The sequence below is a fragment of the uncultured Sphingobacterium sp. genome, from assembly GCF_964277905.1.
GTDB lineage: Bacteria > Bacteroidota > Bacteroidia > Sphingobacteriales > Sphingobacteriaceae > Sphingobacterium > Sphingobacterium siyangense.
In genome coordinates, this window is record NZ_CAXYKD010000005.1 from 1 (window position 1) to 24,783 (window position 24,783).

A 24,783-nucleotide genomic window follows, 5' to 3' on the forward strand; every position below is an offset into this window, starting at 1 on the left:
CTATTCGAAATAATTGTTAACAAAAAGAAAACATTAAGTTAAAGCAAACTTTTTGTTAGGGATATATTTTTGTGCCAAATTGAAAATTAACAATTTACACCAATAACTATGTTTAGTATTAACCCTATCCAAATTAATCTGAGGCACTCCTCCTCGAAAGTGCTATTTGCGGCATTAGCAATTGCCTGCAATATGGATGTAGCTGGGGCAGCGGTTCCGTTAGAACAGGGCCACGGCGTTTTTCATTATTTTAATCAAGGGAAGATTAAAATCAAAGGAAAAGTTGTTGATAATAAAACTAAGGAGCCACTGGCTTCAGTATCGATACTTTCAGGTGGAGTGACGAAGGGTTCTACGGATCGGAATGGTAATTTTGAGGTAGATATAGAAGTCGGAGGGAAAATCCGTTTTCAGATGATCGGTTACGAGGCTCAAACGCGTACTTATGAGGCCGCTCAAGGCAATGTTCATATTGGGTTAAATCCAACATCTGAAGCACTTGATGAGGTTGTGGTCACTGCATTGGGGATTAAAAGACAAGAGAGAGAATTAGGGTATGCGACAACAGTCGTGAAAGGCGAACAATTGACTGATGCACTTTCCAATAACTGGAGTGATGCATTGTCGGGAAAAGTGGCTGGATTGAATCTGATGCGTTCAAATGCTGGTCCTACAGGGTCTACCAAAATTATTTTAAGGGGTGAGACGAATTTGAATGGCGACCCTGGCGCATTGATCGTTGTCGATGGTGTCGTTGTAAATGAAGGAAGCGGACGTAAGACGGCAAATTCGGGCGAAAGTGCTTATGGTACAGGATCCGATAATATGCCTGCCGACTACGGGTCGGGTATAGATGATCTCAATCCGGAGGACATAGAAAATATAACGGTGCTAAAAGGTGCCAGTGCTGCGGCCTTGTATGGACAACGTGGTGCAAATGGGGCTATTATGATCACAACTAAGTCTGGTGCAAAAGGTAAAAAAGGTATCGGGGTTACAGTAAATTCCAATACTTCGCTTGAAGCCATTAACCGTATGCCCGATTTACAGTACGAATATGGACAGGGATTGGATGGTGCTGATTATTATTCTTATGGTACAACAGAAGATGGTACAAGCACTTCGGGGACAAGTTCCTCCTATGGGCCGAAATTTGATGGTCAATATTTCTACCAATACGATCCAGTTACGCAAAAAGTCGGAACGGAACGGACGCTTTGGCGTCCGTATAATAACTTGAAGTCTTTTTTTGATGTCGGAAAAACATTTACTAATTCGGTGAGTATAGATGGTGGAACAGATAAAACATCGGCCCGGTTTTCAGCGACCAATGTAAATAATACTTGGATCGTTCCAAATACGGGTTATAAAAGGAACACTGTAGCGTTGTCGGTGAATTCAAAAGTAAGTGATAAGCTTCAGATCAATGCGAAGGTAAATTATACGAATAAATGGTCTGACAATCTGCCGGGAGCTGGATATGGAAACCAATCTTTGATGTATTGGTTTATTTTCTGGCAGCCAAATGCGGATATGAATTGGTTGAAGGATTATTGGGTACAAGGGGCAGAGGGACAGAAAATCAAGTATCCATTTTCTTCCTATCCTGAAAATCCGTATGCTATATCTCGAGAGTTTATCAATGGTACTGATCGCCAGGGTGTAACGGGTAACGTTCAAGCCAGTTATCAGTTTAATAAACATTGGAATTTGATGTTGCGAAGTTCTTTGGACATGGCTTATGAGAATAGAGAACAAAAAAGGCCTTACGATGCGGGGGCGAAAATGCCCTATGGTAGTTACCGAACCCAGTCCATTTCATCGCGGGAAACCAATTTGGATTTCTTATTAAAATATGAAAATGAGATAAACAAAGATTGGAAAGTGTCTGGAACAGTTGGTGGTAGTACAAATGATAATCGTTATCATAAAGATGAAATGCGTGCAGACTCTCTCACTTATCCAGGAGTTTATGTTATGGCCAATGCAAAAGGACCTATTCTTAACTTACCTTATAAAAGTCAAGTGCAAAGAAATGGTGTCTATGGACTTTTTACCGCAGCTTATAAGAACTTTTTATATTTAGACGGGACTTATCGTATTGACTGGGCAAGTACATTGGCGTCTGCAATGGCACCAGATAAGAAAAAATATTTTACTTACCCATCCTTAAATGCAAGTTTAATCGCTTCAGAATTATGGAAATTGCCAAAGGCTATTAATTATGCGAAACTGCGGGGCTCGATTTCTGGTGTGGGAAGTGGTGGCAATGATCCCTATATAATTGATTTTTCTTATGAAAATGCAGGTGGCCAATATCCTGGCGGGCTACAGGTTCCAACATTGATTGTAAATCCTTACTTACAACCGTTACGTACACAATCCATCGAATTTGGTACAGAGGTGCGTATGTTTAAGGATAGATTTGGTTTTGATGTTGCTGTTTATCAGAGTAATACACGGGATCAACAATTGAAAAGGACTATTGATGCTTCTACCGGTGGTAGGCAGAAAGTTGTCAATGCAGGGGAGGTTAGAAATAAAGGGATAGAATTGGCCATGGATGGTACTCCAATTAAAATTAAAGATGGGTTTAATTGGAAAGTATTCGCGACATTCTCTATGAATCAGAATAAAATTATGTCCTTGGCAGACTCGGCTATGATTCTTCAGACAGGACCTGTAGCAGGTGGTCAGTTAGTGGCAAAAGTAGGTGGGTCAATGGGCGATTTATATGGTATTGGTTATAAAAGATCTCCAGATGGACAAATTATTTATGATAGTAAAAGCGGTGTAGCTTTGTTGACCGATGATGTGGTTTACTTAGGGAATACGATTCCTAAAGGAAAAGTAAGTTTAGGTAATGAATTTAGATATAAAGGTTTCCGACTAAATTTATTGTTTGATGCACAATTTGGTGGGGTTGCCCATTCCTTGACGCATTATAAATTGGCCGAACAAGGAAAAACAAAAAATACCCTACCGGGACGTTATAGTGGAATTATCGGAAATGGTGTCGTGCAAAATCCGGACGGTACTTATCGTAAGAATGATGTCATTGCAACCAATGTGGATGAATATTACCGCTCTCATTACGGGCAGGATAATGCGGAAGGAAGTACTTTTTCTACAAACTTTATCAAGTTTAGGGAAGCTCGATTTGATTACTCCTTTTCAAAAGCTTTTGTTAATCGCTTGAAATTACAAAAAGCCTCAGTTGGTGTTTATGGAAGAAATCTTGTGATTTGGTCAAACTGGCCGAACTTTGATCCGGAATTTGGTACGTTGTCGGGGACAGATATTGTCAAAGGATTTGAAATTGCTCAATTCCCTTCTACGAGAACTTACGGTTTTAACTTAGTTGTAGGCTTTTAATATTATAGACAATGAAACAATCTTTCAATTTCATAGGCATGATCCTAATCGCCCTTGCAATGTTTTTGCAATCGTGCGATAAAAATTTCGAAGACATTAATACAAACCCAAATAACAGTGTGAACGCTTATCCATATCAATTAATGCAGCCTGCATTTAGGGATCTCGTTGCATCTAATATGTCTCGTAATCGCTCATTAAACAATGAGTTGATGCAGATAACGGTCAGTATAAGTGATGGTGAGTACCGCATATTCCGTTATGATATACGTAATACAGTTTCTGATGGTCCTTGGAATTCAATCTATCCAGAACTGAAAAATGTGAAAGAAATTTACAAATTAGCGGATGGTGGGATCAACGACAATGCATCCTACCGTGGGATATCTTTAATTATGCAGACTTGGGGATTTTCTATTTTGACCGATACTTATGGCGATATTCCTTACTCGGAATCCTTAAGAGGATTGGGCGAAGACATCTTAGAACCTAAGTTCGATACGCAAAAGGAAATTTATTTAGATTTCTTTAATAAATTAGATTCCGCCAATGTGTTGTTGTCAAAAAATACGGCAATCAAAGGAGAATATGATCCCATTTACAATGGAAATGTTAGCAAATGGCGCAAGTTTGGAAATTCGTTATTTTTACGGTTATTACTCAGGGCTTCTGGACAATCAGATCCGGCAGTTGCTACATTTGTTCGTTCAAAAATTAATGACATTCTAGTTGATAATGCATCTTCTTATCCCCTTATGTCAAGTAATGATGATTCGGCTATTCTGCGCTGGACGGGTATGTCACCCTTGATTTCTCCATTCATGGATGTTAGAGCACAGGACTTTCGCCAGGCATCTTTAGCAAATTATTTTATTGATCATCTGGTTGCTTGGAATGATCCACGGATTAACATTCCTACATACGGTTCAAACGGTGTGAATCGTTTGGGAATTGCACCGGTGAGTGGAAATTTTGTCGGTATTCCAAGTGGTTATGCTGCTGGTGAGGGTTGGGAACGTCAGTCCTATTTCTATTCGTACGATCAAACGGTGAATAACCTTCCCGTAAAGACAATGATGAATGAGCCGTTGACAGGAATGATTATGAATTGTGCAGAATTGCAGTTTATCAAAGCGGAACTCGCATTGAAAGGATTCTATACGGATAAGGCGGGCGATCTTTACAAAGACGGTGTTATGAAAGGTATTACGACTTGGCTTCCGACTTATACCGAATCTATCGAGGATTATTTAAATAATGGCGATATAAATTGGGACGAAAGCTACGGTTTTGAGAAAAAGATGGAAATGATTCATCTACAAAAGTATTATGCGCTACTATTTGTAGACTGCCAGCAATGGTTTGAATTTCGGAGGACAGGCTATCCTTTGTTGCCAAAGGGAACTGGCTTAAAAAATGGTGGGGAGATGCCTGCCCGCTTGAAGTATCCTATTTATGTTCAATCGGCAAATCCGACAAACTATAAGCTAGCTATCGCACAGCAAGGTGCTGATGAGATTAATACGAAAGTATGGTGGCAGAGACGATAATGGCTTTTATAATTTTAACGCGTAGATAATGAAAAAATATATTTTTTACATAATAACAGGATTCATGAGCGCGCTAGCTCTCGGCTCTTGTAGCAAAGACGGAAATTATCCGGGTGGGGTAGTTAGTTCGTATATCGGTATTTTTGACCTCAGGAACATTTATAAAGGACAGCCTATACAAATCAATCAAGATAATTTGGATGGATCTACAACAATTGCTGGTGTTGTTGTTTCCGATCATCGGGAGGGAAACTTTCCGGACGGATATTTAGTAATTCAAGATCGTAGGCGCTTGCGGCAGCTGCGTGGTATAACAATATCCTTGGGGAAGGCTGCTGAAAATTACGTGATAGGTGATTCGTTGGAAATCAATATTGTTGGTAGCGAACTAACCAGAGAAAATGGTATTCTTCAACTGAAAAACGTTTCTGAGTCAGATATTGTAAAAATCGCTTCGGATAAGCCAATCCCCAATAATCGTGTAACAGCAAAAGATATTTTGGCAAATCCAGATAAATATGAAAGTACGTTGGTTGCGATCGTAAAGGGCGGTTTTAACCCATTGCCTGCAGCCGGAGATATTCTAGAAGGGCAGAAAACCCTGAATGATGGGTTTGGTAATTTAAATTTGGAGACTAAGTCATCCGCGAAATTTGCCAAGAGAAATTTAAGTGTTTTGGCGAATTATTTTGGCGTGATCTTTAGTAAACAGGATACTGAAGGTAAACTCATTCCTTATGAGGTGTTACGTAAAGAATCGGATATTCAGGAGCTGAGTTCGGTGATTGAACACACCCCTGCGGCTATTTCAGGTTTTGCCAGCGACGTAAAAGGTGGGGATGGGAATTATGAATATATTCAGCTTCTGGCAATTGAAGATATTGACTTCTCGAAGACACCCTATGCTGTCATTGTCAGTAATAATGCCAATGCATCTACGCCGACAGGTGTTCCTGCAAAAGGTTGGGCAACCGGAGGAATGCGGACCTATAAGCTGAATATTACTTCTGGAACTGTTACAAAGGGACAGTATTTCTATGTAGGTGGAAAATATAAATTGATCAATGGCTCAAGCTCAACAGATATTTCTAATGCAAAATGGGTCGTAAATTATGATTACGTTGCAAAAGATGGTTTTGATGGTATAGGAACCAAAACCGGTGGACTTATGGCGAATAGTGGTAACGCATTTGGTATCGCCGTATTTAATACCACAACCGTGACGGAAGCAACAAAACCGGTAGATGTTATGTATATCTCAGGGGGCGGTGCATTGACGGATGGAACGAAAGGTTACCGTATTACAAATAATGATTTTTACGATGTTATCGATCCACTATCTTTAAAGTCCCAACCTTTTTTTATGGGGGGAACCAATAATATCTTTCTAAAATATAATACAGCTGATGTGGGTTATTTTGTGAGTTTGGGAGGGGTATATAATACGTCATTAGCGAGATGGACATCTGCACGATCCCAGAATAATATAGAGATGACCAAGGCTTCGACGCTGAGTGAAATCGAAAATGAATTGTCAACGAAAATTGAACAATAAACGATATAAATAAAGGGGCTACGGCCCCTTTATTTATGATATAGATGGCATGCAGTTAGCTAAATATTGGTAGAGCTAAAACATATTTTTGTTATCTTCATTATATAACTATAAACGAAGACTTATGAACTTAACAGATTTAGTTACAGGTGGAGTAGGCTCTAAAGCGATAGAGACTATTTCAAAAATTACTGGTGTCAGTGAATCTAAAGCAAAATGGATAGTAGCGGCGGCAGTTCCTTTGATGATTGCAGCATTGAACTACAATGCGAAAAACAAAGGCCAGGCAGAAAATATTGACAATGCTATTGATCAGCATAGCAATAGCGGGATACTCGATAAAATTGGTGATCTATTCGGACAGGGAGGAGCGGAGCAGAATGGAGCTGAAGATGGCAATAAAATTGTCAACCATATGTTTGGCCAAAATACCGAAGTCGTGACACAGAATATTGCGGATAAAGCAGGCTTGAGTTCTTCTCAGGTCACCGGAGTATTGGCCACACTTGCTCCAATCGTAATGGGGTATCTAGGACAACAAAAGCAGGCTTCGAGTGGCGGGGGGATTGGTGACCTAATCGGTTCTGTACTAGGTGGCGGAACATCACAAAATGCTGGTGGTGGTATGTTGGGCGGTATTTTGGGCTCTTTTTTAGGCGGTGACCAAGAAGAACAGCCCCAAACAACAGAGCAGCCAGCAGCGGGAGGTAGCATTACGGACATGCTTGGTGGATTGGCAGGTAGTTTTTTTGATAAAAATAACGATGGACAGGCGAAGGGAAATATTCTTGATTCGATAGCCGGTATGTTTGGGAAGTAAGCTATGTTAAGCTATTATTTGTCCTGATAAAAAGCTAGTACGGGATTAAGCTAAGATGACGCAGATCTTAAAAGAATGAGGTCGGAAGTTCTACTCTTCCGACCTCATTCTTTTTGTCCAATTCGTATTAATCTTCGACCGATACTTTCGGTGGGAAATTTTTATGTTTTCTTTTGCTGATTTTGTCAATATTGACGGGTTGAGGTACCTTGACATAATATCCTGTTCCGTCATATTCACGTTTATTGGGATTTTCTTTACATGCTGCCGAACAGCATCCATCCATCTCCCAGCCGCACTCATCACATTGTGTGAAATGTTCATTACAAGTCGGGTTGGCACAGTTGATCATTTTAGTGGTTTGCTTACCGCAATTAAAACAGGTCGATACCACGGAAGGGTTGACAGAGTTTACATCAACTGTAACACGATTGTCAAAAACGTAGCATTGGCCTTCGAAATCTTCGCCACCAGCTTCCTTCCCGTATTTGATAATTCCGCCATGTAATTGATAAACATCCTCGAAGCCTTCTTTTAACAAAAGAGCAGATGCCTTCTCACATTTGATACCCCCTGTGCAGTATGTCAATATTTTTTTTCCTTTATATTGTTCAAGCTCTTTGATTTTCTCAGGGAACTCGCGGAAATTGTCAATATCTAAGGTAACAGCATTTTTAAAATGACCAACATTGTGCTCGTAATTTGAACGTACATCCAATACAACCACATCCTTTTGGTCCTTCATGGCTAAGAAATCTTTCGGTTCAAGGTGAACACCGGTTTGACGGTTTGGATCAATTTCTTTTGGATCACGCAAACCGGAGTGAACAATTTCGGCTTTATAGCGACAATGCATTTTAATGAATGACGGTTCATCTACAGCGTCAATTTTGAACTCTGTTTTGTTGAAACGACCATCGGCATAGATGGCATCCATATAGCTTTTACAGGCCTCTACAGTACCTGAAACAGTTCCATTAAGACCCTCATCAGCGACAATGATACGGCCAACTAAGTCCAGAGATTTACAAAATTCTAAGTGATCTGATGCAAATTTTTCGGCATCCTCGATAGGGCTGTAACAATAGTACAGCAAAGTTTGATATTGTGTCATGATATTCATTGATACCGCTGCAAACGGCGTTTAATGCTAAAAATAAATTTAGTGCAAAGCTACAAAAAATAATAAGTGGAATAAAATGACCTTCGTCACCTTTTCTTTAAAGGTTCGAGCAGGTATTCCAAGCCATTAAGCTTTATTTCATAGAGTGTCGCTAACTGCTGGCCTAGCTTTCCCTTTGGAAAGCCTTTTTGGTTATACCATACAAGATAGGGTTCAGGAAGGTTACATAAAGTGTAGCCCTGATATTTACCAAAGGGCATCTTTACTGTAACAAGCTCGGTTAAAATTTCAGGATTTAACATTAGTCTTGGGGTTTTCCATAATTAAGACGGTACCAAATAGCTTTTAGTGCGATGATGCCATGATTGAATAAATTGGGAATGGTCCCATAGTAGTGCTTGAAAATAGCAAAGCGCTCTTTCAAGGATTCCTTATGTCTTTGTTTTGACATCCCGCCCACAAGATACCGGGCTACATATTGCTGTGCATTGATTGTTTTTTTAGCCTTTTTGGCACAACGAATAACCCAGTCAATATCAGCACATAATTTATAATTGAGATCGTATGGCTCGGCAATTTCCCGTTTGATATAGATGGCCTGATGGCATATATTCATACCATATCGAAAGCTTTTCCAGTCGAAATGAGCCGGAACTTTATGCCTCCGTTCACCGATAATATTCCGGTTATCGTCTACGAGGATAGTTTCGCCGTAAAGAATATCGGCATCATCGCTCAGTTTGGCAAGATTCTCAATGCTGTTGAGATCATAGATCTCATCTCCCGAATTTAGAAAAAGAACATAATCACCTGTTGCTAATGCTAATCCCTTATTCATTGCATCATAGATCCCCTTATCCTTTTCGGAGAGTAGAACGGTGATTTTATCCCTGTATTTTTGGATGATCTCCAATGTCCCATCAGTTGATTGTCCATCAATAACAATATACTCTATATGATCATAGCTCTGATTGACAACAGATTTCAGGGTGTATTCTATGTCACGCACATTGTTGTAAACGACAGTTATAATCGAAAATTTAGGATGAGCAGACATGTTTTTTATGTATTGAATTTATTCATTTTTTTCTTCAGGAATCGGATGCCACGGTTGAATAAAGATCCTTTCCGATGTGCGTAGAAATACTTGATGGCCTCATAAGCTTGCTTGTTTTCTGAAATTTCCATCGGAAAATACTGTACAGGGCTTTCTGCTAGTGTAACCCGATAAGTTGCTTCCGCAGCTGTATGTGTACCCGAACCGTCGTTGCCAATATTCTGTGTCATCGAATTCCTTGGATACAAAACTAACCCATTTTTTTTGAATACAGAAGCATACCAGCGTATCGCCCAAGAGTTGATCTTTCCGGCCTTAAATTCCTGCACTTGTTTCCAGAAGTTTTCTTTTCCCTCGATACTGAATTGATGTATCTGCTCGGCCGTAAAATCCGATACAAGTTCATCAATATTCGGATTGAAATGTTGCCAGGCGCGGTCCCAGGTTGCCCAGCCCCAACTATTGGCGACCCGAAAAAAGAAGGTCTCAGGCAGTTTATTTAAATCTTTTAGTGGATAACTATAACCGCTGATCTCCATGACCTGATTTTGATCTTTATAGCGCTCCAGTGCTTGATTGAAATAATCTAGGGCAAATACAGCAGTTTCCAGATCGTCCTCCAAAACAATAATCTTTCCATGTGCATTAACCACTTTTGTAACTCCGTCGATCACATTGGCTGCCAAACCCCAATTTTCTGCTCGTTCGACAATAATAACTTCTTTAAAGTTCCAGGACTGGTTGATAATCTTTCGGACTTCAGTAACAGCTTGAACAGATTTTTCGTTTTTTGCAGCATCCGAATAAATGTAAAGCGTAGTCTGGTCTGCAAGCTTGTTCTGTTCTAAAGCTGAGAGTGTTCTTATTGTATGATCAGGACGATTGTACACAAAAAGTATGACTGGAGCAATACTGTTCATTTATCAATAGATTTTGTTGTATGCTTTTTTGTTGCTTAGACGAGTACGATAAACTGCTCCCGATTTGCCCAGCAATCTAAAAGCAATGTTTAAGTAGCTTTTTGCTTCAAAAATATGACCTTTAAAAATTGAAGCTCCCATTTTCTTCAGACTCGCCAATATGGCCATCGAAAAAGATCTTACAAAGGTATAATTGATATTGCAATACTCTGTCAAATGATAGACAAATTCGCTTTTCAGAAAGGCTTTTCGGTCTGTTTTACGCTGTTGTCTATCGTGATAGGCCTTGGCTCTGTCGGCGAGAATGATGTTTAATCCGTAGTACTTGATGCGATTGGCATAATCCTTATCTTCTCCATAATGGAAAAAGATCGGCGCGAAACCACCGACTTTTCTGATCACCGGATTAGGGATAAACCAAAATGCTGCGTTGACGAAAGAGCAAATGCGATGCGAATTTTCGATAGTAGCATTTTTTGTATATACAGCAAAACCATGGTCTAGTGTTGTTTCGGTTCCATCGTAGTGAATAGGCGAGATAATTCCGATATTGTCTGCGTTTACTTTCACTAGGTTGGCAATACAGTCCCGATCCAGCCAGGCATCCTGGTTGACCAAAAATGCATAATCATATTCTTCCTTCAAAACAATGTCAAGTCCGATGTTGTTGGCCTTTCCAAAACCCAGATTTTCGGAACTTTCTATTAGTCTTATTGTCGGATACGTTTCTTTTATGATCTGTGCGGTATTGTCTCCCGAATTGTTGTCAACAACTAAAATATCTGTAGGGTAGCTCGAATCCAATAGACTGGGTAAGCACTTGTGGATCCAAGGCTCAAAATTATAAGAGACGATTATGGTGAGAATCCTGGCCATCTATTTTTTTCGGATAACTGTTAGGAAATAGTTGAATAATTCCAACAAAATGCTGGGTTTAAAGATTCTATTGATAATGATATATGCGCATACGGCCACTCCAATTGTACTTGCAAACCGAAGATAGAGGTTGGCGATAGATGCGGTGGCATAATGAGCTGTAATACAACTGGCAGCTGCCAATAATGCATAAGCAAAAATATCTGCCAGAAGATAACGAAATGAATAATTCATATAAGGTTTAGCGGAAGCATACCAAACGAATATCCAGAGGGCATTTAATGCCGAGGTTAATCCAATGAGCAGTTCAAGACCTAATGATTTGCCGAAGAATAGAATAGCGATTTGGAGCAGACCAAACACGATGATATTCCGCATATAAACTTCAGGTTTTCCCTTGCTAATGATGAGGTTGGAAAAAACATTGCTTACAGAATCAAATGCGGCGCCAATACAAAATATTTGAAGAAATATGGCACTTTGTGCCCATTTATCGGTGATCGCAATAGTAATGAAATCTTGTGCTACAGTTGTTAAACCAAATAATATCGGAAAGGCTAAAAAGGCTGTAAAGGAAATTAGTTTTCGAAAAACCCGAACTTGTCTATCCTTATCATCTTCTATTTCCTTTAAAATGGGCTGTGTCACATTATTGACCATGTTGGTCAATATATTTTGGGCCATGATGCTCCAACGATTAGGATTCACGGTATATCCCAGTTCTTCAGCGGTATAATGCCGGCCTAAGATCGCGGCATATATATTTTTGTTGATGTTGATGAAAATATTGGTGACTAGTATTTTACTGCTAAATCCTAAAATGTCGCGAATAGGTCGGAAATCGAACTGGAAAGTAGGCCTGAATTTGGAAAAATACCAGAATCCGAGCATATTGAAACCACTATAGGAGACAATTTGGATCGCGTATGCCCAATAGGCGTAGTCCTTATAGGCTAAATAAACCCCGACTATATTTGATGCAATAAGCGCAAAGGTGCCTGTGATGACTCTTTCTTTGATTTTTAAATTGCGGAAGAGGTAAGCATTGTGCGCAATACCAAAGCTACCTAGCCAAAAGGATAAAAAGGTAAATCTACTAAGTTCTACAAGTACTGGTTGATTATAGTATAAGGCGATAAACGGAGCCGCAAAAAATAAAACAATATAAATAAATGTTCCAATTCCTACACTTGTCCAGAATACCGCGTTATAATCTTTATGTTCGACTTCTTTTTTATTGACAATTCCATACACAAATCCACTTTCTTGAAAAGCAGAGGCGAGAACAGAAAAGATGGTGATCATAGCTACTAAACCATAATCTTCTGCTGTTAGCTTACGGTTTAGTAGGATGCCGAAGCCGAAGCCCAAAAACTGCTGGATGATACTGGCCATACCACCCCATAGCAGTCCTTTTGTTGTTTTTGATTTTAAAGAGTCATTTTTCGTTTGCGATGACATGCTAAATTAAATGAGCGGCAATATTAAAGTATTGCAATTGTATTCGCAAATTCTTTTAGGGAAACATCAGTTGGATTGACATCGGTAATCAAATAAGAAATATCACGTAACGGCACAACTTTCATTTTTTGAACTGAATTTAGTTTCTCAGCAATACTTAAAATAGCCACTTTTTTTGAGCATTTAATCATCGCACGTTTGATTTGTACCACCTCCCAGTCTGAATCGGTCACCCCATCTTCTACTGAAAGAGAATTTGTTCCCAACAAACAAAGATCGACTTTAAGATCTGCCAATTCATTAGCGACTTGGGCTCCGGAAACAATGTTTGTATTGCGTGAAAGTTTTCCGCCAACTAAAATGACTTCAAGATTTGGCTTTTCAGCCAATTCCAGTGCAACTAACGGACTTATAGTGAAAAATGTACACTGAAGATGATCGGGTATTGTTCTCGCTAATTCAATTAAGGTTGTCCCGCCTCCGACTAAAACAGTCATTCCATTGGAGATTAAAGTGCTTGCTTTCTTGGCAATTTCTTTTTTTGCCTCCTTGGCATATACGTTTCCATCCTGAAAAGGGAATTGAAAAGATTTTGATAATGCCCCACCATAGACTTTTAGAACTTTTCCATTCTCGGCGAGTTCGTTTAAGTCACGTCTAATTGTATCTTCAGACACATTCAGTTGAACACTTAGATCTGACGATAAAACTTTGTTATGTAGGTTAATCTGATGTATAATGAATGCTTGTCTTTCTTCCTTTAACATTGGTCTTTGGTTTTTAATCGGAATTTAAAAATAATTAAAAAAATCAGTCTAAATGTAGTGAAAATTATTCTTCCTTTTTGTCAATTTTTGTTATGCCAGCTTTGAACCTCGGTTTGAAGCCCATAGGTTTACTGGCAGCTGGTTCCTGTGTTTCTGTGCTGCTGTTTTCAGGTTCGGCCTTTACGCTGTTATCTAGCTTAATTTCGTCTTTCGTATCGGGCAGCTGTGTCTGTTCAGACGTTTCCATTTTGGTTACTCCAGCTTTGAACCTCGGTTTGAAGCCTGTGGGTTTACTGGCAGCGGATTCCTGTGTTTCTGTGCTGCTGTTTTCAGGTTCAGCTTTTACGCTGTTATCTAACTTAATTTCGTCTTTCGTATCTGGCAGCTGTGCCTGTTCAGAAGTTTCCGTTTTGGTAACTCCGGCTTTGAACCTTGGTTTGAAGCCTGTCGGTTTTGGAGCGGAGTTTGTTGTCTCGTCGGTCGTTTCTTCGGATACAGATGTGCTTGCAGCTGCGTCAGGAGCTTTGGTTACCCCAGCTTTGAATCTCGGTTTGAATCCTGTCGGTTTACTGGCAGCGGGTTCCTGTGTTTCTGTGCTGTTGTTTTCAGGTTCAGCCTTTACGTTGGTATCTAACTTAATTTCGTCTTTCGTATCATGTAGCTGTGCCTGTTCAGAAGTTTCCGTTTTGGTAACTCCAGCTTTGAACCTTGGTTTGAAGCCTGTGGGTTTTGGAGCGGATGTTATTGCCTCGTCGGTCGTTTCTTCGGATGCAGATGTGCTTGCCGCTGCATCAGGAGCTTTGGTGATTCCTGCTTTGAACCTCGGTTTGAAGCCTGTCGGTATTGAATCAGGAGTGGATCCAGCTGAATCAGTTATTTCCTTTTTGGATGTTTCCTTGACTTCATCTTCTCCGGCTATAGGTGGTGCCTTGAATCGCGGTTTAAAGCCTGCTGGTTTTGCAGTATGAATACTGGAGGTCTCGGATGCTGTATCAGCGATAACCTGCTTTACAATAGGTTTTGCAATAACAGTTTCCTCCTCTGCTAGATGGAAACTTTTTCGGAGCTTGTTGAACCAAAACTTTTTACTGTGGTCAAAACTCTTTTCCCCCATAGCAGAATAATGTGCTTTGAACTCTTCAAATAAAGGTCCATCTGCAGCTTGTAAAGCTTTTAAATCAATTTTCTTTTTTATGAAAAATTCTTCAAAAGTCATCCTGTTATGAGTTTAATATAGTCTATTACAAATGTAGTAATTTTTCTGACGCAGCTGGGAGGCCTAAATTAAAAAAGAGCGACTAGCGCTCTTTTTTATTGTTTTATAGGTTCAATAGCTTAAGCCATGTTATGGTAAACTGCTTGAACATCGTCATCTTCTTCGATTTTATCGATCATCTTCAACACATCAGCAGCTTGTTCTTCTGTAATATCTGAATGCGATAAAGCGATACGTTCCAATTTCGCAGATGTTACTTCAATTCCCTTTTCTTCAAGTAATTTTTGCATGTTACCAAAGTCTTCGAAGGAAGTTTGAACGACAGCAATATCATTGCCTTCTTCATCAGCTTCTACATACAATTCTTCCAAGCCTCCATCGATCAACTCTAATTCAAGCTCTTCTAGGTCCAGTTCGTCTGTTGCAGCAAAACGGAAAATGGATTTACGATTGAAAATAAAATCCAACGATCCTGTTTTCCCCAATGAACCACCTGCTTTTGTAAAATAGCTACGGATGTTTCCTACGGTGCGGTTGGTGTTATCTGTTGCAGTTTCAATTAAAACAGGTACACCATGCGGGCCATAGCCTTCGTATACATACTCTTCGTAACCTTTTGAATCTTTTTCTGAAGCACGTTTGATTGCGGCTTCGATACGATCCTTGGGCATATTTACTGCCTTGGCATTGTGTATTGCTGTACGAAGTCTCGAGTTAGTTTCAGGGTGAGGGCCGCTTTCTTTAACCGCCATGGCGATTTCTTTACCTAAACGTGTAAATTGAACGGCCATTTTGGCCCAGCGTTTGAATTTCCGCTCTTTTCTGAATTCGAAAGCTCTTCCCATTGTTATATTTTGTTTTTAAGATTTTCAATCATGTCGACTGTCATCTTCTGGATGTCAAATTCCGGCGTCCAGTTCCAGTCTTTTCTTGCATAAGAATCATCTAGACTAGCAGGCCATGAATCAGCAATCTGTTGTCTTGGATCGTTCTCGATGTAAGAGATTGCAAAATTAGGAAGAATTTTTTTAATTTCTTGTGCAAGTTCTTTTGGAGTAAATGTAATACCACCAAGGTTATAACTGTGGCGAATGCTTAAGCTTTCTTTCGGTGCATCCATTAATTCGAGTGTACCACGGATGGCATCCTCCATATATAACATGGGTAATGCTGTGTTTTCAGATAAGAAACAGGCGTATGTCCCGGTTTTCAATGCTTCATAAAAAATATCGACTGCATAATCTGTCGTTCCACCTCCTGGTTCAGTTTTCCAGGAAATGATACCCGGATAACGGACACTACGAATATCCAGGCCACGGTGTTCTTGATACCATTCGATGAGACGCTCACCTGCAAGTTTGCTGATGCCATAAATCGTGTTGGGATCCATTACGCAATATTGTTCGGTATTTGTTTTCGGAGAGTGTGGCCCAAAAACAGCGATTGAGCTTGGCCAGAATATCTTGGAGACTTTATAGTTCACGGCTAGATCAAGAACATTCAATAAACCATTCATATTCAGTTCCCAAGCCTTTTCAGGGTATTTCTCACCTGTAGCCGAAAGCATGGCAGCTAGTAGATAGACTTGAGTAGGTTTGTATTTCTGAAATAATGTCTCGAGTCCACTTTTGTCAAGAACATTAGCGATTTCGAAATTCTCGTCAGGGCTTTTAATCTGCGGTTCTCTAATGTCAGTGGTTACAACATTCTCTGCACCAAATTTTTTGCGCAAGGCAATAGCTAATTCTGTGCCGATCTGGCCATTTGCACCAATGATAATAATGCTTTCTTTCATTTGTAAGTTTTATTTTATGAAGCTCCCGCTTTCACTATATTGAGGATCTATACTCAAGAATATAAATGAATCGCTTCGCTCGTTTCTTCCTATCGATATAATAGGATCTAGCCTGACATAATTTACGTTTCATCATGTAATGAAAAATGAAATTTCAACCATGGCGGTTTATGATGCAAATATAAAGGCTTTTCAGTATCTATCAACTTTGTGGCCTTTTAGGAAGTAGGGAAAAAATGCTAATTTTTAGACTCTTGGGACTGTTTTTATGAGATTTTAAACTGTTTCAATCGTTTGTTCTTTTTTTTTGAATAAGCAGCGAAAATTTTTATTTTTTTTGAATTACTTTTAATCCTGATTTTTAGCAATAGTTATGGGATGCACGGATTCCTTTTTTAGCAATTATGGAGGAAAAATTCTTAATGTTATGATATTTTTAGCAGAGGGAGTAATATTTTATTATTTTAATAGTGGAATTAGGGAATATTTTTTAAATTTGAAGAATTCATTCTTCGAGAATCAACTAAAAACAAAATCAAATAACAATTTTATATACACAATTTAAACACAGACAAAAATGAAAGTGGCAGTAGTCGGCGCAACAGGCCTTGTAGGTACTGAGATGCTAACCGTGTTGGCGGCGCGAAATTTCCCAGTAACAGAATTAATTCCAGTAGCTTCAGAGCGTAGTAAGGGTAAGGAAATTGAATTCAAGGGAAAGAAGTATAAGGTGGTTACACCATCTGAGGCTATTGCTTTGAAACCTGATGTTGCGTTATTTTCTGCTGGTGGTGATACCTCTAAAGAATTCGCACCTAAATTTGCTGAAGCTGGAATTACAGTGATCGACAATTCTTCGGCATGGCGTATGGACCCAACGAAAAAGTTGGTTGTTCCAGAAGTAAATGGCGATGTGTTATCTGCTGAAGACAAAATTATTGCAAACCCGAATTGTTCAACCATACAAATGGTGGTGGCTTTAAAGCCATTACATGATAAATATAAAATCAAACGGGTTGTAGTTTCTACCTACCAATCTGTAACAGGTACTGGTGTTAAGGCCGTTAACCAGTTAATGGATGAGCGTGCTGGAAAAGATGGTGAAAAAGCTTATCCTTATCAGATTGATTTGAACGTTATTCCGCATATTGATGTTTTCCAAGAAAATGGATACACGAAAGAGGAAATGAAGATGATTTTGGAAACAAATAAAATCATGCGTGATGACTCTATTAAAGTAACTGCAACGACAGTGCGTATTCCGGTTATGGGAGGACACTCTGAATCATTGAATATTGAATTTGAAAATGACTTTGATTTGAATGATGTACGTGCAGCTTTAGCGGCGCAAAGTGGCTGTATTGTTGTTGATGACCCTGCGTCACTACAATATCCAATGCCAAAGGATGCGCACGGCAGAGATGAGGTTTTTGTAGGACGTATCCGTCGTGATGAATCTCAACCAAATACCCTTAACATGTGGGTAGTAGCAGATAACTTACGTAAAGGCGCTGCAACAAATGCAGTTCAGGTAGCGGAGTTATTGGCCGAAAAAGGATTGATCTAACTCAAGTAGATTCCATAATAAATATTGAGCCCCCACGAATTCGTTCATGGGGGCTCTTTTTGTCCTATCATCAAATCACAATTTATACACTTATGATTTGACCCTTTATACAGGGGCTAGAAATCATGGTGTCAACGTTGTGGGTTGGATAGAAAATTCTATCTTGTCATTCAACGGCGCATAGGCTTCTTTGCTTTGCTCTTCCAGCCGATCTGGAAATAGAATGCCAAAAAGATGATCCGTTTCGTGCTGAAAAATAACCGCAGTAAAACCCTCGATATTTTCTTCGATAACTTTACCTTCTTTATTGATGTATTGTAAGCGGATAGCATAACTCCGTAATACATCCTCTTTACGATTAGGGATAGAAAGACAGCCTTCGGCGCCTTTACGTTTCAGTTTGGAGCGCCATAGAATTTTAGGATTTACATAAAATTCAAATGGTTGATCTGGTTTGTCAAATCGCTGTACCCAGATTAGATTTTTATTTATACCGATTTGTGGCGCTGCGATGCCTACACCGGGGTGATTGGGATCACGTACAGTTGCGAACATTCTTTTGGAAAGTGACTCAATCAATGGGTCGTTGTATTTGACATCACTGCTTGTAGCTTTTAAAACTTTCAGATCTTTATCGTCTGTTGTTTGCAATACGCGAAGAATTGCATTTTCATCTCCTGATAAAATGATTTTCTTGTCGGTAGCACTGAACTCCTGTCCTGCATTAAGGTTGACTGGTCTTTCATTCTTTGACTTATGAAATGCTTTTTCTCCGGTCATAATTTTTGTTTCTAAATTGTTCTCAACTGGTGGGACTGGGCAACGGTAGCCATTGCTATAAGCGCAATACGGATTATAGGCTTTGTTAAAGTCTATCTCAACATTGTTTCCTTTAATGTCGTCTGTAGATAAATCAATATACCTGCCCCCACTATAGCTTTCCTGACCATTTGTTAAATCTAAAAATGGTAAAAATAAATGGTTTTTGTATGCAGGATTTTGAAATAATGCGACACTCTGGTAGACATTCAACGTATGTTCTTTTCCATGAAGAGTAAAGGTTATGATGGCGTAACGTTTGTACTCGTTGCTTGTGCCATCGTAGGTTGGCATCCGGAATACCGGTTCGTTAAACAAAACTTCAATTTTGGCGTTGACTTTATACCCCGCATCTATAGGAAAGTAATCCAAAAACGCTACTTGATCTGATTTCAATGGACCATATTGTTCTTTCGCCAATTCAGTGGCTTTTTTTTCACGAAGAGCCGTAATTTGTTGCTCATATTTACTTTGAGCATGCGTATTTAAGCATAAGACCAAAAGGAAACTGGCAATAAGTGTTTTTTTCATTTGTTTAAATATTTATTCTTCCGATTTCGCACAGCCAAATGCTGCATCGCCTTTGGTGTTGCCTTGATCAGTGTGCCTATAGGGCAATTCTATTGGCCCGCTATGATCAGATCGAATTCGGTGATCTATTGCCTCAAAAAGCAAGTTGGCTTGTCGTTGTGAAATAGTCTATCAAAGTTATAGTTTTTTTTGGTTAAAAGATCAAAAACGAGAAGAGAATGTGTTAGAAAGCGGAGTCCAATTGAAATATTAAATCTTCCTGTGTAATACTCAGTACTACTTTGTATTTTTGTGAAAAATATATATCCATGAGATTGATGGCCTTTGATTACGGTACAAAACGAATAGGGGTTGCGGTGACCGATCCAATGCAAATTATCGCTACAGCATTGACGACAGTACATCCGCAGGATATCTGGACATACTTAGCTGATTATTTACAGACAGAACAGGTGGAAACCTTTGTTGTAGGCAAGCCACGGCAGCTGGATGGGACAGACTCTGAATCCGCACAGCATGTTGTCGGTTTTATTCGGAAACTGAAGAAAACTTACCCCACGATTGCTGTCGCCGAAATAGATGAGCGTTTTACTTCTAAAATGGCTTCTGCAGCGATTGCACAAAGTGGAAAAAAAAAGAAGGACCGTCAACAAAAAGGACTGATTGATACCGTGTCTGCAACGATCATTTTGCAAAGCTATATGGATAGCCGTAATTTTTAGATACACAACGACTGATAAGTCAAACAAAAATGAATAAAAAATAGAAGGATGAAGAGCATATTATTTTTTACCGAGGATACGGATTTCAAATTAAAAGAAAAGGGAAAGATTCGTCAATGGATTGCTGATGCCATCAAATCCGAAGGATTTAAACGTGTGGGCGAATTGAGCTTTATCCTTTGCTCGGATGCTTACTTACTAGAAATCAATAAGCAGTATTTAAATCACGATACCTATACTGATATCGTTACCTTTGATTCTTCCGAATATGATGACACCATTGCTGGTGATATTTTTATCAGCGTGGAACGTATTCAGGAGAATGCTGAGAAATTTAAGGTTGATGTGCGTGACGAGCTTCATCGGGTTATCATTCATGGTGTAATGCACCTGTGCGGCTATCCGGATAAAAAGCCGGCAGATAAAGCCAAGATGACCGCCAAGGAGGATGAATATCTAGGTCAAAGAAACTTTTAACATACTCCTTCGTGCTGTCGTTAGGGCCGGCGGTTCGGTGAACCGATAGGGGGTATATTTTACTTGGGGGAGAGGTCGCATAAAAAAAGCGCTTTACAATTTGTAAAGCGCTTTTTTTATGTTGTTTCTAACGACTAGAATCTTTCAAATTGAGAGAAGAAGAAGTTTCCTTCGATAGCAGCATTCTCATCTGAATCCGATCCATGGATAGCGTTTGCGTCAATAGATTTAGCATATTTGTTACGGATTGTACCTTCAGCTGCATCAGCGGGATTAGTCGCGCCGATCAATGTACGGAAATCTTCAACAGCATTATCTTTTTCCAAGATTGCAGCAACGATAGGACCTGAAGTCATAAATTTTACCAACTCACCATAGAAAGGACGCTCTTTGTGTACTGCATAGAATGCACCAGCTGTCTCTTGAGAAAGTTGGATGTATTTCATTGCAATGATTTTAAAACCACCAGCAATGATATCGTTTAAGATTGCACCGATGTGACCGTTCGCTACTGCGTCAGGTTTGATCATCGTAAAAGTTCTGTTAGTTGCCATTATTTTAATTTTTTTGCAAAATTAGATAAATTGCTTTTCATATGCAATATCATTACGCTTCATATAGACACAATTATTGATAAGCCAACTGGCTGATGCAACCCTTATCGCTAAATCTTATACGCCTCGAAAATATATTTATATTGAAATAGACGTTTCGCATGCTCCTAATCAGCTGTTTTTTCTAGATATGTAACAAGACTTTGTATCCGGCCGTTTATAGAAAAGTAAAAAAACAATTGATCTAAGTTCAATACGAATATGTAACTTTGTGATATTATGGCATTAAATCTAACAGTAGACATCGATAAAGATTCAGGCTTTTGCTTTGGAGTGGTATACGCTATTGATATGGCGGAGGAGATCTTGGAAGAAGAGGGATATCTTTATTGTTTGGGAGATATTGTTCATAATGATGAGGAAGTTGCTCGATTGAAAGCAAAAGGCTTACGTATTATCGATCATGCCGCTCTGCCAACGTTAAGCAATGAAAAGGTATTGATCCGTGCCCACGGTGAAGCCCCAGAGACTTATCGTGTTGCTTTGGAAAACAACATAACCTTGATAGATGCTTCTTGTCCAGTGGTGCTCAAACTGCAGAACCGTATAAAAACATCGTTCGATCAAGAGGAGAAAATTCTAATCTTTGGTAAGCATGGACATGCTGAAGTGATCGGTTTGCAGGGGCAGACAAATAATGAAGCCTTAGTTTTTCAGGATATTACCGAATTGGATCAGGTCGAATTGCCCGCCTCATTTACGCTATATAGCCAAACAACAAAAAGTGTAGATAAATTTTATGCGATCAAAGATGAACTGATCAAGCGCGGGTATGAAGTAAAGGCCAATGATACCATCTGTCGACAAGTTTCCAATCGATACGAAGATCTTGGCGCTTTTGCCAGACAATACGATAAAATCGTCTTTGTATCGGGCAAGAAATCCTCCAATGGAAAGGTGCTGTTTGAAGTTTGTCAAAACGCCAATCCCGCTAGTTATTTTATTTCTGATCCAGCAGAATTAGATGCTTCGGTCTTTGCTGAAAACGATCGTATTGGTATCTGTGGCGCTACTTCTACGCCAATGTGGTTGATGAAAGACGTAAAAGCAAGTTTAGAAGCATTATAAGCACAATTACCCGTCACAGATATTTCATAATTCCGCGGTTTAGATCCCGAGTGCATTCTTTTTTGCGTAGCTTTGTAAGCTATGAGCAATAAAGGCAAAAAAGGTATTCTTTTAGTACAATTGGGTACACCTGATAGTCCCACTACTCCAGATGTAAAAAAGTATTTAACGGAGTTCTTAATGGATCCACGCGTCATTGATATTCCTTATTTTCAACGAACCTTATTGGTAAAGGGAATCATTGCACGTACCCGTGCTCCCAAATCTGCAAAAGTATACGAAACGATCTGGGATAAAGAAACGGGATCACCTTTGATGCATTACAGTATTTTGCAACGTGATCTGCTTCAAGAAGCATTGGGGGAAGAATACCATGTCGAATTAGCGATGCGTTACCAAAACCCATCGATTGAGGCTGCATTGAAAAATATGGAAGGTCTATTTTTGGAGTCCATTCGCGTAATCCCTTTATTTCCACAGTACGCTTCAGCAACATCGGGCTCGGTTATTGATCGTGTCATGGAGCTAATCCGCAAATGGAATTATCTACCGGAAATCAGTTTCGTAAGCAATTTCTGTACTGACGATTTGATGGCAGAAACTTATGCAGATCATGCCCGCAGGCACGATTTGGAAAGCTTTGACCATTTTGTTTTTAGTTATCATGGCCTTCCTGTGCGGCAGCTAGGCAAAGTGGATCCGACAGGTCAACTTAAATGTCCCGAAGCAGGCTGTGATTCCTGTAAAACGACAGCCAATTCATACTGCTATCTCTCGCAATGTTATGCAACTACACGGACGATAGCTGCAAAGCTTGGTTTAAAAAAAGAACAATATTCGCTTTGCTTTCAATCCCGGTTAGGTAAAGAGCCCTGGATACAGCCGTATACCTCGGATTTGTTGCACGACCTTGCCGCGAAAGGTTATAAGAAGTTATTAATTTTCAGTCCTGCTTTTGTAGCGGATTGTATCGAGACCATTGATGAAATTGGCGTGGAATATGCTAATGAATTTAAGCACTTAGGTGGAGAAGAGGTTTGTTTGGTAGAAAGTCTTAATGATGATCCCAAATGGATCGAGTCTTTAAAACAATTGGCACTCAATGCCAAAAACTAAAATAGGTAAATGATGTTGTTCGTAAACGCGTGTGTATTACTCATATTGGATTTTTATATTTTCTTTGCCCTCCGCGCAACGAAGATCAAATTTCCCAAAACAAGAGTATTTTCCATCCTCTGGTGGTCTTATTCTGTTTTACTGCTATTGGGAGTTTTTATCTCAGCACAATATAGTATTCCTTTAATCGTACGGTCGGTTATTTTAGTCGCCTTTTTTCTGACTGCCGCATCAAAGATATTTTTCTTTTTGATTTTGTTGATTGATGATATCCGACGCGGTGGTGTGTGGTTAAAACGGCTATTTACAAAAAAGAGATCTATTGAGGATTTAGTTGAAGATGCCGGAGACCCTTTACCGGAGAATCCGGTGAAAGGGATTAGCCGATCCGAGTTTTTGACCAAAGCTGGTATTTTAGTTGGTGCCTCACCCTTGATACCATTGAGCTGGGGTATTATTTCAGGAGCCTATGACTATCGTGTAAGGAGAGTACCGTTGTATTTGCCAAATTTGCCTAAAGCATTCCATGGAATGACCATCGCGCAGATTTCAGATGTGCACTCGGGATCTTTCTACAATAAAAAAGCTGTCAACGGTGGTATTGATATGCTTTTAAAGGAAAAAGCTGATGTGACTTTTTTTACCGGTGATATTGTGAATGCCCAAGCTTCTGAAATGCGCGGCTATCAAGATATTTTTGCTCGTGTGAAATCTGATTTAGGTGTGTTTTCTACATTAGGTAACCACGACTATGGTGACTATTATTATGGTAAAGAAGATTCTCCTGCAAAACGCAAGAACCTCAAGGATGTGATTGATGTTCATAAAATCATGGGCTGGGATCTGTTAATGGATGAAAATCGTAAGATTAAGGTTGACGGTGAAGAGCTTTGTATTGTCGGGGTTCAGAATTGGGGGACAGGCCGTTTTCCGAAACATGGTGATATCAAGAAAGCGTTAATGGGTACCGAAGAGCAGCCTGTTAAGTTGCTGTTATCTCACGACCCGTCGCATTGGCGGGCTCAGGTATTGGATACTGACGTGGATGTGATGTTTGCCGGACATACACACGGTATGCAATTTGGCGTAAGATCCGAGATGTTGCAATGGAGTCCAGTACAATATATCTATAAGGAATGGGCAGGGCTATATCGTGAACAACAGAACAAACGATTATATGTGAATGTCGGCTATGGTTTTTTGGGTTATCCAGGACGCGTTGGAATTCTGCCTGAAATTACCATATTCGAATTGCTAAAAGCGCAAGACCCAAAGTTTAAAGCCTAAAAAATCCCCTTTGACTTTTGAGTTAATATAGCTATAATTGTGTATTCTGTACACCAGTTATACAAAA

At 39.5% G+C, this 24,783-nt stretch carries 22 protein-coding genes; 10 read left to right on the forward strand and 12 right to left on the reverse strand.

Translation table 11 applies throughout. The features are described 5' to 3' along the window. Positions 1-108: 108 nt before the first annotated feature. The 4 genes from ACHWSC_RS03555 (at position 109) to ACHWSC_RS03570 (ending at position 7,300) form a co-directional block, all read left to right on the forward strand. Positions 109-3,375, forward strand: a complete 3,267-nt coding sequence (locus tag ACHWSC_RS03555) for a SusC/RagA family TonB-linked outer membrane protein (protein ID WP_394675801.1) — start codon at positions 109-111, stop codon at positions 3,373-3,375. An 11-nt stretch (positions 3,376-3,386) separates the two neighbouring features. After that, positions 3,387-4,925, forward strand: a complete 1,539-nt coding sequence (locus ACHWSC_RS03560; protein ID WP_394675802.1) for a SusD/RagB family nutrient-binding outer membrane lipoprotein — start codon at positions 3,387-3,389, stop codon at positions 4,923-4,925. Positions 4,926-4,989: 64 nt separating this feature from the next. Then, positions 4,990-6,480, forward strand: a complete 1,491-nt coding sequence (locus ACHWSC_RS03565) for a DUF5689 domain-containing protein (protein WP_394675803.1) — start codon at positions 4,990-4,992, stop codon at positions 6,478-6,480. 124 nt (positions 6,481-6,604) lie between these two features. Then, a complete protein-coding gene (locus ACHWSC_RS03570) occupies positions 6,605-7,300 on the forward strand; it encodes a DUF937 domain-containing protein (protein WP_394675804.1) in 696 nt (231 codons plus the stop codon). A gap of 127 nt (positions 7,301-7,427) precedes the next feature. Here the strand turns inward: ACHWSC_RS03570 and ACHWSC_RS03575 are convergent, their stop codons facing one another. From ACHWSC_RS03575 to ACHWSC_RS03620, 10 genes are all read right to left on the reverse strand, one after another. Further along, positions 7,428-8,414 (reverse strand): rhodanese-related sulfurtransferase, encoded by a 987-nt coding sequence (locus ACHWSC_RS03575; RefSeq protein ID WP_394675805.1) that lies wholly within the window; start codon positions 8,412-8,414, stop codon positions 7,428-7,430. A 95-nt stretch (positions 8,415-8,509) separates the two neighbouring features. Further along, positions 8,510-8,725: a DUF3820 family protein gene (locus ACHWSC_RS03580; RefSeq protein ID WP_046673143.1), complete on the reverse strand. Its 216-nt coding sequence runs from the start codon at positions 8,723-8,725 to the stop codon at positions 8,510-8,512. Next, the gene (locus tag ACHWSC_RS03585) at positions 8,725-9,480 is read right to left on the reverse strand and encodes a glycosyltransferase family 2 protein (RefSeq protein WP_394675806.1); all 756 of its coding nucleotides are present in this window, start codon (positions 9,478-9,480) and stop codon (positions 8,725-8,727) included. Before ACHWSC_RS03585 ends, ACHWSC_RS03580 begins: the two co-directional genes overlap by 1 nt. Positions 9,481-9,485: 5 nt before the next feature. After that, entirely contained in the window at positions 9,486-10,400 is a 915-nt protein-coding gene (locus tag ACHWSC_RS03590) for a sugar transferase (RefSeq protein WP_394675807.1), read from the reverse strand. Between the two features lie 3 nt (positions 10,401-10,403). After that, positions 10,404-11,276, reverse strand: coding sequence for a glycosyltransferase family 2 protein (locus ACHWSC_RS03595; protein WP_394675808.1), 873 nt, complete (start codon positions 11,274-11,276; stop codon positions 10,404-10,406). Continuing rightward, positions 11,277-12,737: a lipopolysaccharide biosynthesis protein gene (locus ACHWSC_RS03600; protein WP_394675809.1), complete on the reverse strand. Its 1,461-nt coding sequence runs from the start codon at positions 12,735-12,737 to the stop codon at positions 11,277-11,279. It lies immediately after the preceding gene. A 23-nt stretch (positions 12,738-12,760) separates the two neighbouring features. Beyond that, positions 12,761-13,504, reverse strand: coding sequence for a DeoR/GlpR family DNA-binding transcription regulator (locus ACHWSC_RS03605; protein WP_046673148.1), 744 nt, complete (start codon positions 13,502-13,504; stop codon positions 12,761-12,763). 64 nt (positions 13,505-13,568) lie between these two features. Next, a complete protein-coding gene (locus ACHWSC_RS03610; RefSeq protein WP_394675810.1) occupies positions 13,569-14,720 on the reverse strand; it encodes a hypothetical protein in 1,152 nt (383 codons plus the stop codon). Positions 14,721-14,839: 119 nt separating this feature from the next. After that, complete coding sequence (locus ACHWSC_RS03615) at positions 14,840-15,565, reverse strand: YebC/PmpR family DNA-binding transcriptional regulator (protein ID WP_075994546.1); 726 nt, start codon at positions 15,563-15,565, stop codon at positions 14,840-14,842. A 2-nt stretch (positions 15,566-15,567) separates the two neighbouring features. Further along, on the reverse strand, positions 15,568-16,515 hold the full coding sequence (locus tag ACHWSC_RS03620; protein WP_120335159.1) for an NAD-dependent epimerase/dehydratase family protein: 948 nt from the start codon (positions 16,513-16,515) through the stop codon (positions 15,568-15,570). Between the two features lie 577 nt (positions 16,516-17,092). Here ACHWSC_RS03620 and ACHWSC_RS03625 point away from each other — a divergent pair. Continuing rightward, on the forward strand, positions 17,093-18,082 hold the full coding sequence (locus ACHWSC_RS03625; RefSeq protein ID WP_088163260.1) for an aspartate-semialdehyde dehydrogenase: 990 nt from the start codon (positions 17,093-17,095) through the stop codon (positions 18,080-18,082). A gap of 123 nt (positions 18,083-18,205) precedes the next feature. Here the strand turns inward: ACHWSC_RS03625 and def are convergent, their stop codons facing one another. After that, on the reverse strand, positions 18,206-19,432 hold the full coding sequence (gene def / locus ACHWSC_RS03630) for a peptide deformylase (protein ID WP_394675811.1): 1,227 nt from the start codon (positions 19,430-19,432) through the stop codon (positions 18,206-18,208). Between the two features lie 308 nt (positions 19,433-19,740). Here def and ruvX point away from each other — a divergent pair, with 308 nt between their 5' ends. Both ruvX and ybeY read left to right on the forward strand, forming a co-directional pair. After that, a complete protein-coding gene (gene ruvX / locus ACHWSC_RS03635; protein ID WP_070561409.1) occupies positions 19,741-20,154 on the forward strand; it encodes a Holliday junction resolvase RuvX in 414 nt (137 codons plus the stop codon). A gap of 48 nt (positions 20,155-20,202) precedes the next feature. Continuing rightward, positions 20,203-20,631 (forward strand): rRNA maturation RNase YbeY, encoded by a 429-nt coding sequence (gene ybeY / locus ACHWSC_RS03640; protein ID WP_182982288.1) that lies wholly within the window; start codon positions 20,203-20,205, stop codon positions 20,629-20,631. A gap of 134 nt (positions 20,632-20,765) precedes the next feature. On the opposite strand, the gene ACHWSC_RS03645 is transcribed toward ybeY, so the two are convergent. Further along, the gene (locus ACHWSC_RS03645; RefSeq protein WP_075994543.1) at positions 20,766-21,185 is read right to left on the reverse strand and encodes a nucleoside-diphosphate kinase; all 420 of its coding nucleotides are present in this window, start codon (positions 21,183-21,185) and stop codon (positions 20,766-20,768) included. A gap of 279 nt (positions 21,186-21,464) precedes the next feature. On the opposite strand from ACHWSC_RS03645, the gene ACHWSC_RS03650 reads away from it, so the two are divergent. The 3 genes from ACHWSC_RS03650 (at position 21,465) to ACHWSC_RS03660 (ending at position 24,716) form a co-directional block, all read left to right on the forward strand. Further along, positions 21,465-22,313: a 4-hydroxy-3-methylbut-2-enyl diphosphate reductase gene (locus tag ACHWSC_RS03650; protein WP_088163256.1), complete on the forward strand. Its 849-nt coding sequence runs from the start codon at positions 21,465-21,467 to the stop codon at positions 22,311-22,313. A gap of 81 nt (positions 22,314-22,394) precedes the next feature. Continuing rightward, the gene (gene hemH, locus ACHWSC_RS03655; RefSeq protein WP_088163255.1) at positions 22,395-23,429 is read left to right on the forward strand and encodes a ferrochelatase; all 1,035 of its coding nucleotides are present in this window, start codon (positions 22,395-22,397) and stop codon (positions 23,427-23,429) included. A gap of 12 nt (positions 23,430-23,441) precedes the next feature. Further along, positions 23,442-24,716 (forward strand): metallophosphoesterase, encoded by a 1,275-nt coding sequence (locus ACHWSC_RS03660; protein ID WP_394675901.1) that lies wholly within the window; start codon positions 23,442-23,444, stop codon positions 24,714-24,716. Positions 24,717-24,783: the final 67 nt, after the last annotated feature.